Genomic DNA, 13478 nt, shown 5'->3' with positions numbered 1-13478 from the left:
GTTTTGCTTAGAGCGCTTCGGAATCGGTTTCGCCGGTGCGGATGCGCACGGCATGGTCGATCGAGTAGACGAAGATCTTGCCGTCGCCGATCTGGCCGGTCTTGGCGGCGGATGCGATCGCTTCGACGGCCTTGTCGACGACGTCGCCGGGCACGGCGATCTCGACCTTCAGTTTCGGCAGGAAGCTGACGGCATATTCGGTGCCGCGATAGATTTCCGTATGCCCCTTCTGGCGTCCGTAACCCTTCACCTCGGTCACGGTCAGGCCCTGGATGCCGACAGCGGTGAGGGCCTCGCGCACCTCATCGAGTTTGAACGGCTTGATAATGGCCATCACAATTTTCATCTGGTTTCCCATCCTTCGTGCTTGTCCCCAGCCGGGGCCATCTCTCCTCATCGTTGGCGACATCGCGTCGGCCACGACTGGGAACTACACATTCAAGGGGCGTGCCAGATTCGAACGGGAAATCTAAGACATTGAAATAAAACGAATAAAATTTGAATACATGCGACGGCGCAAAAAATCGCCACCGCATATGGCCAAAAAATAGGCGCGAATAGGATGTTGAGTAAAAATTAGTCAGTTGCCTTTTTCCGAATCAGCCCTTCCTGGGCGACGGAGGCAATGAGGGTGCCGTCACGGGTGAAAATCGCGCCGCGGGTCATGCCGCGCCCGCCGGAGGCGGAGGGACTGTCCTGGCTGTAGAGCAGCCAGTCGTCGACAACGGGCCGGCGGTGGAACCACATGGCATGGTCGAGACTGGCGACCTGCAACGAGCGATCGAGCACCGAGGTGCCGTGCGCGAAGAGCGAGGTATCGAGCAGCGTCATGTCCGAGAGATAGGCGAGCACGGCGGCCTGCAGAGGACGCTCGGCCGGCACCGGACCGGTGGTGCGCACCCAGATGTTCTGCCGCGGCTCCAGCTTCTCGCGCGAGAAATAATGGTCGAGCGAAACGGGCCGCAGTTCGATCGGCCGCGGGCGCTGCCAGTAGGCGCGGATATGCTCCGGCGCCTCGGTCATGAAGCGCTCCTTCAGATCCGCCTCGCCGATGAGGCTTTCCGGCGGCGGCACGTCCGGCATCGCCGCCTGGTGCTCGAAACCGTCCTCCTCGTCCTGGAAGGACGCCGTCATGAAATAGATGGGCTTGCCGTGCTGGATGGCGACGACACGGCGCGTGGCGAAGGAACCGCCGTCGCGGACGTTCTCCACGTCGTAGATGATCGGCACGGACGGATCGCCCGGCCGCACGAAATAGGCGTGCAGCGAATGGGCGAAGCGGCCCGCCTCCACCGTGCGGGTCGCCGCGACCAGCGCCTGGCCGATCACCTGCCCGCCGAACACCCGCTGCCAGCCGACCTGCGGGCTCTTGCCGCGAAACAGCCGGCTTTCCAGGCGCTCCAGGTCCAGCGTCTCCAAAAGGACATCCATGGCGGGGTTCTTCGCAGGCTGACGCGACATTTGGACGTGGCTCCGACGGTAGGAATACGGTTCCTCCTCCTCTATATAGAGGGGCAGAAGACCTCAAGCGGCCAGGAGTGCACCATGCCCGAAGCAACCATGCTCGACGTTCTTGTCGCCGGCGGTGGTTATGTCGGCCTGTCGCTGGCCGTCGCCATCAAGAAGGCCGCCCCGCACCTTGCCGTCACCGTGGTCGACGGCGCACCGGACCATGCCTGGCAGAAGGACGAGCGCGCCTTCGCGATCGTGGCGGCTGCCCGCAACCTCCTCGACGTCATCGGCGTGTGGCCCGAGATCGCCCCCGAGGCCGAACCGATCCGCCGCATGGTCATCACCGATTCGCGCACGGCCGATCCCGTGCGCCCCGTCTTCCTCACCTTCGACGGCGCCGGCTCCGGCGACGACGGCGAGCCCTTCGCCCATATGGTGCCCAACCGCGCCGTGACGCGCAGCCTGCTCGGCCAGGCCGAGGCGCTCGGCATCCCCGTGCGCTGGGCGACGTCGGCGGAGGGTTTTGCCACCGGCCAGCACGCCACGACGGTGCGCCTGTCCGACGGGACCGAATGCCGGACCCGCCTCCTCGTCGCCTGCGACGGCGTGCGCTCGAAACTGCGCGACATGGCCGGCATCAAGACCGTGCGCTTCGACTACGGCCAGTCCGGCATCGTCACGACGGTCGAGCACGAACGTCCGCATGAAGGCACGGCGGAGGAACATTTCCTGCCCGCCGGCCCCTTCGCCACGCTGCCGCTCGCCGGCAACCGCTCCTCGCTCGTCTGGACCGAGCGCACGGAGGATGCCCGCCGCCTCGTCGAGAGCGACGACCTCGTCTTCGAGGAGGAACTGGAGCGCCGCTTCGGCCACAAGCTCGGCGCGCTGAAGGTCGTCGGCGGTCGCCGGGCCTTCCCGCTCGGCCTGACGCTCGCCCGCGCCTTCGTCGCGCCGCGCTTCGCGCTCGCAGGAGACGCCGCGCACGGCATCCACCCGATTTCCGGCCAGGGCCTCAATCTCGGCTTCAAGGACGTGGCGGCACTCGCCGAGACCGTCGTGGAAGCCGACCGCCTCGGCCTCGATATCGGCGCGATCTCCGTGCTGGAACGCTATGAAAGCTGGCGCCGCTTCGACACGGTGCGCATGGGCGTCACCACGGACGTGCTGAACCGCCTGTTCTCCAACGACGCAACGCCGCTGCGCGTGCTGCGCGACGTCGGCCTCGGCGTCGTCGATCGCCTTCCGGGGCTGAAATCCTTCTTCATCCGCCAGGCGGAGGGCACCGCCGGCAGCGGGCATCCGCGCATGCTGGTCGGGCAGCGGATCTGATCGGCCTCATCGGCCGCCCGCGGCCTAGTCCTTGATTTCCCGCGCCTCGGAAATCAGCATGATCGGGATGCCGTCGCGGATCGGATAGGCGAGCTTCGCCTTTTCCGAAACGAGTTCGCCCGCGGCGGCATCATAGGTCAGGCGCCCCTTGGTCAGCGGGCAGACGAGAAGCTCGAGCAGCTTGGGATCAACGCGGCTGGTGCTGGAATTCATCACGACCGCCCTATTGCAGCATCGTGTCGACGTCGCCGTAGCCGCGCGCCAGCACGATCTCGGTGATGGCGATCAGCGTCTCGGCCCGCGTCCTCAGATCCGGCGCCTCCAGCAGCGCCTGCTTTTCCGCAGGGCCATAGGGCGACATCATCGCCATGGAATTGACGAGCGTCGCGTTGCTGGCGCGCTCCACGCTCTCCCAGTCGGCCTCCAGCTTGTTGGCGTCGAGATAGGCCTTGAAGGCGGAAAGCAGCGCCTCGCGGTCGACGCTCTGCTCGTCGTCGCGCCCCGAAAGGTCGGTGATGAAGGGCGCAATGCGGAAGCTGCGATAGGACCTGTCGCTGCGCAACTCCTCCAGCAGGCGGTAGCGGCAGACGCCGGTGAGCGACACGATGTAGCGCCCGTCGCCGGTCTCGGCGAAGGACGTGACGCGGCCGATGCAGCCGACCTGGCAGAGGGCCGGCGTCCCGCTCGCCACGTCGTCCACCCGCTCGGTGCCGAAGACGGGCTGCACCATGCCGATCAGCCGGTGGGTTGCGAGAGCGTCGTCGAGCATGGAGAGGTAGCGCGGCTCGAAGATGTTGAGCGGCAACTGGCCACCCGGCAAGAGGAGAGCGCCCGTCAACGGAAAGACGGGGATGGCCTCAGGCAGGTCCTCCGGCTTCAGGTAACGCGCATTTCCCACATGCATGACGGTGCCTTCCCATTGCGCGCGGCGCGGCGAACCGGCTTTCGCCCCCATCGACGCGCCTCCCCCGAATGTGGGGTAGGCGCGGCATTTCTCAAGGGATGCCGCGCCGTTCTCCCGGAAAAAGCCTCAGGAAAACAGGATCGACGACAGCTTGCGCCGCGCGGCGATCGTCGCCGGATCCTTCGGGCCCCAGACGTCGAAGAACTGCAGAAGCTCCCGGCGCGCGCCGTCGTCGTCGAAGGCGCGATCGCGCTTCATGATAAAAAGTAGGTGGTCGGCGGCCGCCTGCCGGTCGCCCTCGACATTGCGGATCTTGGCGAGCTTCAGCCGGGCCGCATGATCGTCCGGATCGAGCGCCAGCGCCTGTTCGAGCGCCGCGGGATCGCCGAGCTTGCGCGCCTCCTCGATCTGGTCGAGCTTCTTCAGCACCGCCGCGACGGCCGGATCGGCCGCAACGGCCTCCGGCAGGCTGCCGAGGATCTGGCGGGCGTTTTCCGGCTGGCCGGCGGCGATCATGCATTCGGCGATGCCGGCAAGGGCTACCGGATTCTCGGGATCGGCCTGCAGCAGCGCGCCGTAAAGATCGGCCGCGCCGGCAAGGTCGCCCGCGTCGAACAAAGTCTTCGCCTCGGCCAGCAGCGCCTCGATCTCGGCCTTCTCATCCGCGCCGGCGGGACCTGCGACCTTGTCGATGAAGTCGCGGATCTGGCTTTCCGGCACCGCGCCCATGAAGCCGTCGACCGGGCGGCCGGCGACGAAGGCGACGACGGCGGGGATCGACTGGATGCCGAGCTGGCCGGGAATGGAGGGATGATCGTCGATATTGAGCTTGACGAGCTTCACGCGGCCCGCACTCTCCCGCACGACCTTCTCGATGACCGGCTGGAGCTGCTTGCAGGGGCCGCACCAGGGCGCCCAGAAGTCGACGAGAACGGGCTGCTGGCGCGAGGCCTCCAGCACGTCGCGGGAAAAGTTCGCCGTCGTCGTATCCGTGACGAGGTCATCCGCCGGCGCAGCGCCGCCGAAGCTCGCCGAGACGTTCATCTGGCCGCCATAGGACGATGCGTAGGGGTTGTCGCCTGCACTCATGGGTCTCTCCTGTGGCGCCGAGCGCCTCGATGTCGTGTCTGTACCCCAGATCGTATGTCAGGCCGTGACTTTCAAGACAAGCGGCGCGTGGCCGGTCGCCTCGATGAAGCGCAGCAGGTCCTTCGAAGCGATCGAGGTCGTCGCGTCGTTCCTGAGCGGATGGCCGTTGATCGTGTCGAAGGCCATCAGGTCTGCGTCGACGATGATCTTCACCTTGCCTTCCGTGTCGTTGATCACCCCGAAGGCGGTGACGGCGCCGGGAATGACACCGAGATATTCCATCAGCTTCTCCGGCCTGCCGAAGGAGACGCGGCTCGCCGCGCCGATGAGCGAATGCACGGTCTTCAGGTCCACCGTCGCATGCTCCTCGACGGTCATCAGGAAATAGTTGTCCTTCTTGTCCTTCACGAAGAGGTTCTTCGTGTGGCCGCCGGGGATCTCGTCGCGCAGCGCCACCGATTCGGCGACGGTGAAGACCGGCGCATGCTCCTTCGTGCTGTGGGCGATGCCCAGATCGTCGAGAAACCGGAAAAGATCCCTGTCGGTCTTCGGCTGCGCTTCACTCATTGTCCTGCTCGTCCCCGCTCCGTTGCTGTCCTTCCGCTGATAAGGCTTCGCCCCCGCAAGCGCAACCGCCCGGAAATCCGGGGCTTTGAAACTCTCTCCATTTTTTTCTTCAAAATCCGACATTTCCCTGTTGCATTTGAAAAAGCCTTGGGCCATATACCGCCCGTCGCCGCAACGCAGCGACCTTCGGCCACCAACTACCCCAGGCCGTCGACGATGAGCGGGTGTAGCTCAGGGGTAGAGCACAACCTTGCCAAGGTTGGGGTCGAGCGTTCGAATCGCTTCACCCGCTCCATTTTCTCCAAGATGTCGCAAGCCTCGGTTCGCCGGGGCTTTTGTGTTTTCTGCGGCTGAAAACCTTGCCGGGTCTCACCCGGCCTACGTCGCGGACGGCCTGAAGGACTCTGATCCGCAACGAAGAAGGGCCGGTGACTGAACCGGCCCTTCTTCGTTGCGTTGCGGGACTGCGCCCTACGCGGCCCGACGCTGGTAGCTGGCGCTGGCCGATGCCTCGCCGATATGGAACTGCGAAAGCGCGGTCTGGAGCTGGGCGGCTTCGCTGGCGAGCATCTGGCTTGCGGCCGTCGTCTCCTCCACCATGGCGGCGTTCTGCTGGGTCATCTGGTCCATCTGGTTGACGGCCGTGTTGATCTCGCCGAGCGCTGCGGACTGCTCCTGCGCCGCGCGGGTGATCGAGACGACATGATCGTTGACGCGGTTGACGAGGTCCTTGATTTCCGAGAGCACGTCGCCGGTCGACAGCACCAGCGAAACCCCGCCCTTCACCTCGCCGGCCGAGGCGTTGATCAGCGTCTTGATCTCCTTGGCGGCATTGGCCGAGCGCTGGGCAAGCTCGCGCACTTCCTGGGCGACAACCGCAAAGCCGCGGCCGGCCTCGCCCGCGCGGGCCGCCTCGACGCCGGCATTCAGCGCCAGAAGATTGGTCTGGAAGGCGATCTCGTCGATGACGGAGATAATCTGGTTGATCTTCTGCGAGGACTGCTCGATGCGGCCCATGGCGTCGATGGCGTTCTGGACGATACTGCCGGACTTGTCGGCACTGTCCTTCGCCTCGCGCACGATCTCGGAGGCTTCGAGGGCGCGGGCCGTCGAGGTCTTCACCGTGGTGGTGATCTCCTCCAGCGCGGCGGCGGTCTCCTCCAGCGAGGCGGCCTGCTGCTCCGTGCGGTGGGCGAGCTGGCCGGCGGCGGCCGAAAGCTCGCGGGAATTGCCGGTGATCGTGCCGGCGGTGGACAGGATGCCGGTCATCGTGCTGCGCAGCGTCAGCATGGCGCCGTTGACGTTTGCCTGGAGCTCGGCGAAGTCGCCCTCGAAATGGCCGGCCATCTCCTGCGTCAGGTCGGCATGGGAGAGCGAGGCGATCACGCGGCGCACTTCGCTGACGCCCCGATCGACATTCTCGACCAGGTCGTTGACGCCGGTGGCGAAGCGGCGAAGGTCCTCGTCCTCGTAGGACTTGGTGATGCGGCGGGAGAAGTCCCCGGCGGCAGCGGCGGCGACGATCGTGCTGATGTTCGATTGCAGGTCCTTGCTCTGCGTCTGCAGGGCCGCTTCCTGCGCCTCCATCTCGCGCATCTGCATCTCGTTGGCGCGGAAGACGTCGAGCGTGCGCGCCATCGCGCCGATCTCGTCCTTGCGGTCGGTGCAGGGAATGGCATCGTCGAGCTTGCCGGCGGCAAGGTTGGACATCACGCCGGTCAGGAGCCGGATCGGGCGGACGATGCCGTTGCGGGCGAACAGGGTGCTGAACAGCATGCCCGCGACGATGCAGACGAGGGCGGTCGCAAGCAGCACGGCCTGGGTGGTCGTCGAGCGCGAAATGGCGTCGGCGCGCGATTGCGAGAGGGTTTCGGCCGAATAGGTCGTGTAGAGCTTGAGGGCGGCGGTGACGGCCTTCTGGCCTTCCAGCGCCGTGTCGAGCGCGGCGAGCATGGCGGCGCGGTCCTGGCCCTGCGGCGAGCCGGCGACGGCCACCATGGCCCGGATCTGCTCGAAATAGGAGGCCAGCGACGCGCGCACGCCGTCGAGCAGCTTGGTTTCCTCGGCATCGGCGGTCGAGGCGATCTTCGGCAGGCGGTCGAGCATTTCCTTGGAGCGCGTCTCGGTCTCCGCGGCAAAATCGGCCGCCTTTTCCGGCGCAAGCGCGAGCTGGTAGGTCATGCGGCTGATGGCGATGACGTCGATGCGCAGATCCATGGCTTCCCGCGCCACCTCTTCACGCGCACCGGTGTCCTGGAGCGCGGAGCCGAGGGCGCGCAGGCCACCGCCGCCGACGACGGCGATCGTGCCGGCCGCAATGCCCATGAGAAGCACGAGAAGACCGACTTTTCGGGAAATGGAAAGATCCGAGATTTTCATCGACAACGTCCCTTGAGGCCGAGCGGCGCTGTCCTGGCGCGTTCAATCCCACACAACCCGGCGTCATACCGGGTCCATGAGGCCGGTTTTCTGGCACAAAGGTTTCGATTTTGTTGCCTTCCCGTACCCCGATCCGGATTTCATCCCTTGCGGAAGACGTAGTCCGTCTCCTGCCGCACCGTTTCACCGGGCCTGAGGACGGCATTCGGGAAATGGCCGTGGTTGACGGCGTCCGGCCAGACCTGCGTTTCGAGGCAGAAACCGGCGAAAGCGCCGTAACGGCGGCCCTCCAGGCCCGGAACGGCCGGTGCGACCTTGGCGCCGGTATAGAGCTGCACGCCCGGCTCGCTCGTGCGCACCTCCAGCGAGATGCCGGACAGCGGGCTGCGGACCTCGGCGACCGGTCGTTTCGCCTGGCGCTGCGGCGAGAGGCAGAAATTGTGGTCGAAGGCGACCCCGCCCTCCTCCGTCTGCCGGCGCAGCGGCGTCCACTCCCGGAGGTCGAAGGGGGTGCCGGCGACGGCACGGACCTCGCCGGTCGGGATCAGCCTTTCGTCGACGGGCAGGTAGTGCTCCGCCGCGACGCGAATGTCATGGCCGAGCGCGTCGGCGCCGCCGTCGAGGATGAAATAGCTGTGCTGGCAAAGGTTGACAGGGGTCGGCGCATCCGTCGTCGCCTCATAGACGACGGAGAGCACGCCCTCGCCGGAAAGACTGTATGTACAGGTGATGGCGCAATTGCCGGGATAGCCGGCGCGGCCGTCGGGATCGGTCAGCGCCAGGGTGACGGTATCCGGGCCCTGCGCGGCGATCCGCCAGTTCTGCCGGCCGATGCCGTCGCTGCCGCCATGCAGGTGGGTGACGCCGCGCTCGTTGCATTCGAGCTGGAAATCCGCCCCGTCGATCGTGAAGCGCCCGTCCTTGATGCGGTTGGCGCAGCGCCCGGGTGTCGCGCCGAAATAGGGCGAGTGCGCGAGATAGCCGGCAAGGTCCTCGAAGCCGAGCACCAGCGGCGCATCGTGCCCGTCGAGCCTGAGGTCCTGGATGACCGCGCCCCAGGTGAGGACATGTGCCGTCAGTCCGCCGCCGGCAAGGCGGATGCGCTCGACCGTTTCGCCATTCTCCAGCCGCCCGAAGATTTCATTTCCGCTGCGCACGCTTGCCTCTCCTTCACTGCTCGCCCGGTTCCGCGCGGCAACCTGCTGCAATTCCGCTCCATCCGCAACCAAAAAGTCATACTTTTCGACGGTCCTGTTCAGAAGGATTTCTGGTAGACGATGAAGGGCGTCTTGTCGGCGATGCGGTCATAGAGCCGGCGTGCCGTCGCGTTGAACTCCTGCGTCATCCAGTAGACCTCGGGCGAGCCCGCCTCCTTTGCCTTGGCATAGACGCCCTCGATCAGCGCCCGACCGATGCCGGAACCGCGCACGTCGGGATCGGCAAAGAGATCCTGCAGATAGCAGACATTGCCGATCGTCCAGCAGGAGCGATGGAACAGGTAATGCGCAAGGCCCACGGGCTTGCCGTCGAGCGTGGCAAGGAGGCCGCGATACTCGCCCTCCGCCGCCCCGCCCGTCAGCCGGGCGAAGGTGGAGACGTAGGTCTCTTCCGGCAGAACCGTCTCGTAGAAGGCGAGATAGGCTTTCCACAGGCGCCGCCACTCGCCTTCATCATCTTCATGCAACGGGCGAATGACGACACGGCTCATGGGTCAGGCTCCTGTTCCGATCTTTTCCAGGTCATAGGACGTGGTCTGATAGATTTCGTTGATCCAGTTGCCGAAGAGCAGGTGCGCATGGCCACGCCAGCGGTTCTGCGGCGGCAGCGACGGATCGTTGTGCGGGAAATAGTTCTTCGGCAGCTTGATCGGCACGCCGGCCGAGACATCGCGGAAATATTCATCGGCAAGCGAGGTGGAATCGTATTCCACATGGTTGAAGATATAGAGGCGATTGCCGGCCTGCTCGCGCACGAGGCAGACGCCCGTCTCGTCGGAATCGAGCAGGATGTCGAGTTCCGGCACCGCCCGGATATCCTCGATGCGGATTTCCGTCCAGCGCGAGACCGGCACCTCGAAATTGTCGGAGAAGCCGTTGAGATAGACCGAGGACGGCTTGCGGTTGTGATGGCGGTAGACGCCGAAGGCCTTTTCCTCCAGCGTGTGCTTCGGCACGCCGTGGAAATGGTAGATCGCCGCCATGGCGCCCCAGCAGACATTCAGCGTCGAATGGACGTTCGTTTCGGTCCAGTCGAGAATCTGCTTCATCTCGTCCCAGTAGGTGACGTCCTCGTAGTCGAGCGTCTCGACGGGCGCGCCGGTGATGATGAAGCCGTCGAACTTGCGGTGCCGCACCTCCTCCCACGTATCGTAGAAGGCGAGCAGATGCTCTTCCGAGGTGTTCTTCGCCCGGTGGCCGCCGACGCGCACCAGCGACAGCTCGACCTGCAACGGCGAGGCGCCGACGAGGCGGGCCATCTGCACTTCCGTCTTGATCTTGTTCGGCATGAGGTTGAGCAGCCCGATCTGCAAGGGGCGGATATCCTGCCGGATCGCCACCGTCTCGGTCATCACCCGCACCCCCTCCTGAACGAGGGTTTCGAAGGCGGGAAGCGTATCGGGAATCTTGATGGGCATGTCACACTCGATCGAAAAACAAAACCGGCCGCAACAGTGTCGCAACCGGTCCACGGAAGGTTTTTCCTCGCGCGGCCCTTTAGCGACTTGTTTAACGTGGCTGCAAGCCGGCCGGCCAAATCACCACGAGCAATGTAGATAGCGCTCCTTGCGCCCCGAATCAATCCATGGCCGGAAACGGGCAAGGCCCGGATGCGGCGGCATCCGGGCCTTGCTTCTTCGGTAGAAGGCGGGCCGCTCAGTAGTAGTTGTAGTGGCGCTTCTTGTAGTAGACCTTGCCGCCCCAGTCGCCGCCCCAGCGGTGGCCGTAGTAGCCGCCGTAGTGACGCTTGACGCGGTAGTGCTTCTTGTAGCCGTGGTGGCCGTGGCCGTAACTCTTCCAGCCGTAGCTCTTGTGACCGTAGCCGTAGTAGCCGGCCTGCGACGGGGCGGCGAAGGAAACGGCGGCGACGACGGCGACGACGGCCGAAATGATGAACTTGCGCATGGGACTCTCCTGATCTCTTTCGGGTTACAGGATGAGCTCCTCTCATCCAGTGACCAGACTGTCCCACATCGCCGGGCGCGGCGCTGTTTCGGATGGAACAGGGCGCTCAGCCCTCCAGTTCCTCGCGCAGCATCTCCAGTTCCAGCCATTCCTCTTCCATCCTGGCAAGGGAGGCGCGCAGTTTCTCCATCTCCGCCGCCAGCCTGTTGAAGGTGGCGGGATCCCTGGTGAAAAGGGCGGGATCGGCCATCTTCGCCTCGCGGGCGGCGATCTCCTTTTCCACCTTCTCCATTTCCTTCGGCAGGTTCTCGAGGGCGAATTTCTGCTTGTAGGAGAGCTTCGACTTGCCCTTGCTTTCGGCGGCGGGCGGCGCCTCGGCAGCCTTCGCCTTTTCCGCCTTCTCCGCCTTGCGCTTCTCCTCGATCGCACCGCGGCGCTGCGCCATCATGTCGGAATAGCCGCCGGCATATTCGATCCAGCGCCCGTCGGGGCTTTCCGGGTCGGCCGGCGCGATGGTCGAGGTGACGGTGCGGTCGAGGAAGTCGCGGTCGTGGCTGACGAGCAGCACCGTGCCGGCAAAGCCTGCGACGATCTCCTGCAACAGGTCGAGCGTCTCGATGTCGAGATCGTTGGTCGGCTCGTCGAGGATGAGCAGGTTGGTCGGCCGCGACAGGATGCGCGCCAGCATCAGCCGGGCGCGCTCACCGCCGGAAAGGTTGCGGATCGGCGTGCGGGCCTGCTCGGGCTGGAACAGGAACTCCTTCATGTAGCCGGTGACGTGCCGCTGCTCGCCGTTGACGAGCAGCGTCTCGCCGCGTCCGTCGGTCAGGTAGTGGGCGAGCGTGTCGTCGAGGTTGAGGTCCTCGCGGCGCTGGTCGAGCGTGGCGATCTCCAGGTTCGTGCCGAGCTTGACGGTGCCGCTGTCGGGCTCCAACTGCCCGGTCAGCATCTTGAGCAGCGTCGTCTTGCCGGCGCCGTTCGGGCCGACGAGACCGATGCAGTCGCCGCGGTGGACGCGGATCGAGAACGGCGCGACGATGCTGCGCTCGCCATAGGCCTTGGTGATCTTCTCCGCCTCGATGACCAGCTTGCCCGATTCCTGCGCATCCGAGGCGCTGGCCTGCACGCTGCCCTGCGGCCCCTTGTGGCCGCGATAGCGGGCGCGCAGGTCGTGCAGCGCACCGAGACGGCGCATGTTGCGCTTGCGGCGGGCGGTGACGCCGTAGCGCAACCAGTGCTCCTCGCGCTCGATCGCCTTGCCGAGCTTGTGCTGCTCCAGCTCCTCGGCCTCCAGCACCTCGTCGCGCCAGGCTTCGAAATGGCCGAAGCCGCGGTTGAGCCGGCGGGACTGGCCGCGGTCGAGCCAGACGGTGGCGTTGGACACCTTTTCGAGGAAACGGCGGTCGTGCGAGATGACGACAAGGGCGGAGCGGGTCGATTGCAACTCGCCTTCGAGCCATTCGATGGTCGGAAGGTCGAGATGGTTGGTCGGCTCGTCGAGGAGGAGAATATCCGGCTCCGGCGCCATCACCCGGGCGAGCGCCGCCCGGCGCGCCTCGCCGCCCGAAAGCGACTGGGGATCCTCGCTGCCGGTGAGCCCGAGATGTTCGAGCAGATAGGTGACGCGGTAGGGATCGTCACTCGGCCCGAGGCCCGCCTCCGCATAGGCCGCGACCGTATCGTAGCCGTCGAAATCCGGCGCCTGATGCAGGTAGCGGATCGTCGCGGAAGGATGGCGGAAGACCTCGCCGGACTGCGCCTCGGCAAGGCCGGCGGCGATCTTCATCAGCGTCGACTTGCCCGAGCCATTGCGGCCGACGAGCGATATGCGGTCGCCCGGCTCCACCTGGAGGCTGGCGCCGGCAAGCAGCGGCGTGCCGCCGAAGCTCAAGGTGATGTCATCGAGTTTGAGAATGGGCGGTGCCAAGGGTCAGGCTCCTGAAAGGTCATAGGGCCGGGCGACGAGAATGGCGCGGCCGGCGGCGAGCGAAAGGCGGATCGGGCCTTCCGCCACATTGGAGATGGTGCGCGAGGAGCCGAAGGGCAGCGAGAAGTCCTTCAGCGGATAGCGCGCATTGTCGATGGTGAGGCCCGAAAGCGGCGCAAGGCCGAGGATGGAGAAGAGGCTGCCCTTCGGCAGGTCGATCTCGCGGCGGCCCGGCAGCAGCGGCCAGGCCTCCTCCTCGCCGGAGGTGAGCTTGACGGCAAAACCCTGCGCCTCCAGCGAAACGGCATGGAGGAGATGCATCAGCGCATGGTCGCTGCGCTCCCCGCCGAGCGCGCCGGCGAGCACAATGGCGCGTGCCCCGCGCTCGGCCGCGACCGAAACGGCAAGCGCCCCGTCGGTCTCGTTCTTGGCGGCGGGATAGGGCTGGCGCTCGACATGCGGCCAGGCCGCGATGAGATTGGGCGGGGTCGAATCGAAATCGCCGACCCAGAGTTCCGGCAGGGCGTCGAGGCTTTCCGCATGCCGCATGCCGCCATCCGCCGCGATGACGCGCGCCCCGGCCACATCCGTGCGAAGGCGCGGCGTCACCGTGAGCGCGCCCCCGAGAAGGACGACGAATTTCGGGTCTGTCGATACCGGCATGGTCATGGCTGATGCCCTTAGCGCATGTTCTCCCGAAAGGGAAAGA

At 65.7% G+C, this 13478-nt stretch carries 14 protein-coding genes, 1 tRNA gene and 1 riboswitch; of the genes, 2 read left to right on the top strand and 13 right to left on the bottom strand.

Annotated elements, in window-relative coordinates; genetic code table 11:
- Positions 1 to 7 precede the first annotated feature (7 nt).
- Positions 8 to 358, bottom strand: coding sequence for a P-II family nitrogen regulator (locus tag AB3G45_RS27435; protein WP_367833530.1), 351 nt, complete (start codon positions 356 to 358; stop codon positions 8 to 10).
- A 218-nt stretch (positions 359 to 576) separates the two neighbouring features.
- Entirely contained in the window at positions 577 to 1461 is an 885-nt protein-coding gene (gene tesB / locus AB3G45_RS27430; RefSeq protein WP_367833529.1) for an acyl-CoA thioesterase II, read from the bottom strand.
- 99 nt (positions 1462 to 1560) lie between these two features.
- Between tesB and AB3G45_RS27425 the strand changes: the two genes are divergently transcribed.
- Positions 1561 to 2781 (top strand): ubiquinone biosynthesis hydroxylase, encoded by a 1221-nt coding sequence (locus AB3G45_RS27425; protein ID WP_367833691.1) that lies wholly within the window; start codon positions 1561 to 1563, stop codon positions 2779 to 2781.
- Positions 2782 to 2805: 24 nt separating this feature from the next.
- Here the strand turns inward: AB3G45_RS27425 and AB3G45_RS27420 are convergent, their stop codons facing one another.
- The 4 genes from AB3G45_RS27420 to AB3G45_RS27405 form a co-directional block, all read right to left on the bottom strand.
- The gene (locus AB3G45_RS27420; protein WP_367833528.1) at positions 2806 to 2994 is read right to left on the bottom strand and encodes a Trm112 family protein; all 189 of its coding nucleotides are present in this window, start codon (positions 2992 to 2994) and stop codon (positions 2806 to 2808) included.
- Positions 2995 to 3004: 10 nt separating this feature from the next.
- Positions 3005 to 3685, bottom strand: a complete 681-nt coding sequence (locus AB3G45_RS27415) for an LON peptidase substrate-binding domain-containing protein (protein ID WP_367833690.1) — start codon at positions 3683 to 3685, stop codon at positions 3005 to 3007.
- Positions 3686 to 3811: 126 nt separating this feature from the next.
- Complete coding sequence (gene trxA, locus AB3G45_RS27410; protein ID WP_367833527.1) at positions 3812 to 4774, bottom strand: thioredoxin; 963 nt, start codon at positions 4772 to 4774, stop codon at positions 3812 to 3814.
- A gap of 57 nt (positions 4775 to 4831) precedes the next feature.
- A complete protein-coding gene (locus AB3G45_RS27405) occupies positions 4832 to 5341 on the bottom strand; it encodes a prolyl-tRNA synthetase associated domain-containing protein (RefSeq protein ID WP_367833526.1) in 510 nt (169 codons plus the stop codon).
- A gap of 220 nt (positions 5342 to 5561) precedes the next feature.
- Between AB3G45_RS27405 and AB3G45_RS27400 the strand changes: the two genes are divergently transcribed.
- Positions 5562 to 5636: transfer RNA gene (locus AB3G45_RS27400), tRNA-Gly, on the top strand.
- 176 nt (positions 5637 to 5812) lie between these two features.
- Here the strand turns inward: AB3G45_RS27400 and AB3G45_RS27395 are convergent.
- From AB3G45_RS27395 to AB3G45_RS27365, 7 genes are all read right to left on the bottom strand, one after another.
- Positions 5813 to 7720 (bottom strand): methyl-accepting chemotaxis protein, encoded by a 1908-nt coding sequence (locus tag AB3G45_RS27395; protein ID WP_367833525.1) that lies wholly within the window; start codon positions 7718 to 7720, stop codon positions 5813 to 5815.
- 140 nt (positions 7721 to 7860) lie between these two features.
- Entirely contained in the window at positions 7861 to 8877 is a 1017-nt protein-coding gene (locus AB3G45_RS27390; RefSeq protein WP_367833524.1) for an aldose epimerase family protein, read from the bottom strand.
- A 98-nt stretch (positions 8878 to 8975) separates the two neighbouring features.
- Positions 8976 to 9428: an N-acetyltransferase family protein gene (locus tag AB3G45_RS27385; protein WP_367833523.1), complete on the bottom strand. Its 453-nt coding sequence runs from the start codon at positions 9426 to 9428 to the stop codon at positions 8976 to 8978.
- A gap of 3 nt (positions 9429 to 9431) precedes the next feature.
- Positions 9432 to 10355, bottom strand: a complete 924-nt coding sequence (metA, locus tag AB3G45_RS27380) for a homoserine O-succinyltransferase (protein ID WP_367833522.1) — start codon at positions 10353 to 10355, stop codon at positions 9432 to 9434.
- A gap of 59 nt (positions 10356 to 10414) precedes the next feature.
- Positions 10415 to 10492: riboswitch (SAM riboswitch) on the bottom strand.
- A 101-nt stretch (positions 10493 to 10593) separates the two neighbouring features.
- Complete coding sequence (locus AB3G45_RS27375) at positions 10594 to 10842, bottom strand: hypothetical protein (RefSeq protein WP_367833521.1); 249 nt, start codon at positions 10840 to 10842, stop codon at positions 10594 to 10596.
- Between the two features lie 106 nt (positions 10843 to 10948).
- Complete coding sequence (locus AB3G45_RS27370) at positions 10949 to 12769, bottom strand: ABC-F family ATP-binding cassette domain-containing protein (RefSeq protein ID WP_367833520.1); 1821 nt, start codon at positions 12767 to 12769, stop codon at positions 10949 to 10951.
- Between the two features lie 3 nt (positions 12770 to 12772).
- Entirely contained in the window at positions 12773 to 13432 is a 660-nt protein-coding gene (locus AB3G45_RS27365; protein ID WP_367833689.1) for a thiamine diphosphokinase, read from the bottom strand.
- Positions 13433 to 13478: the final 46 nt, after the last annotated feature.

Source organism: Shinella sp. S4-D37 (assembly GCF_040812195.1).
Classification (GTDB): Bacteria; Pseudomonadota; Alphaproteobacteria; order Rhizobiales; family Rhizobiaceae; genus Shinella.
The sequence above is the reverse complement of the archived record's forward strand: the minus strand, read 5'-3'. Positions and strand labels throughout refer to the sequence as shown.

Coding starts and splice junctions, on each gene's coding strand:
- AB3G45_RS27435 (WP_367833530.1), bottom strand. CDS start 358: ATGGGAAACCAGATGAAAATTGTGATGGCCATTATCAAGCCGTTCAAA.
- tesB (WP_367833529.1), bottom strand. CDS start 1,461: ATGTCGCGTCAGCCTGCGAAGAACCCCGCCATGGATGTCCTTTTGGAG.
- AB3G45_RS27425 (WP_367833691.1), top strand. CDS start 1,561: ATGCTCGACGTTCTTGTCGCCGGCGGTGGTTATGTCGGCCTGTCGCTG.
- AB3G45_RS27420 (WP_367833528.1), bottom strand. CDS start 2,994: ATGAATTCCAGCACCAGCCGCGTTGATCCCAAGCTGCTCGAGCTTCTC.
- AB3G45_RS27415 (WP_367833690.1), bottom strand. CDS start 3,685: ATGCATGTGGGAAATGCGCGTTACCTGAAGCCGGAGGACCTGCCTGAG.
- trxA (WP_367833527.1), bottom strand. CDS start 4,774: ATGAGTGCAGGCGACAACCCCTACGCATCGTCCTATGGCGGCCAGATG.
- AB3G45_RS27405 (WP_367833526.1), bottom strand. CDS start 5,341: ATGAGTGAAGCGCAGCCGAAGACCGACAGGGATCTTTTCCGGTTTCTC.
- AB3G45_RS27395 (WP_367833525.1), bottom strand. CDS start 7,720: ATGAAAATCTCGGATCTTTCCATTTCCCGAAAAGTCGGTCTTCTCGTG.
- AB3G45_RS27385 (WP_367833523.1), bottom strand. CDS start 9,428: ATGAGCCGTGTCGTCATTCGCCCGTTGCATGAAGATGATGAAGGCGAG.
- metA (WP_367833522.1), bottom strand. CDS start 10,355: ATGCCCATCAAGATTCCCGATACGCTTCCCGCCTTCGAAACCCTCGTT.
- AB3G45_RS27375 (WP_367833521.1), bottom strand. CDS start 10,842: ATGCGCAAGTTCATCATTTCGGCCGTCGTCGCCGTCGTCGCCGCCGTT.
- AB3G45_RS27365 (WP_367833689.1), bottom strand. CDS start 13,432: ATGCCGGTATCGACAGACCCGAAATTCGTCGTCCTTCTCGGGGGCGCG.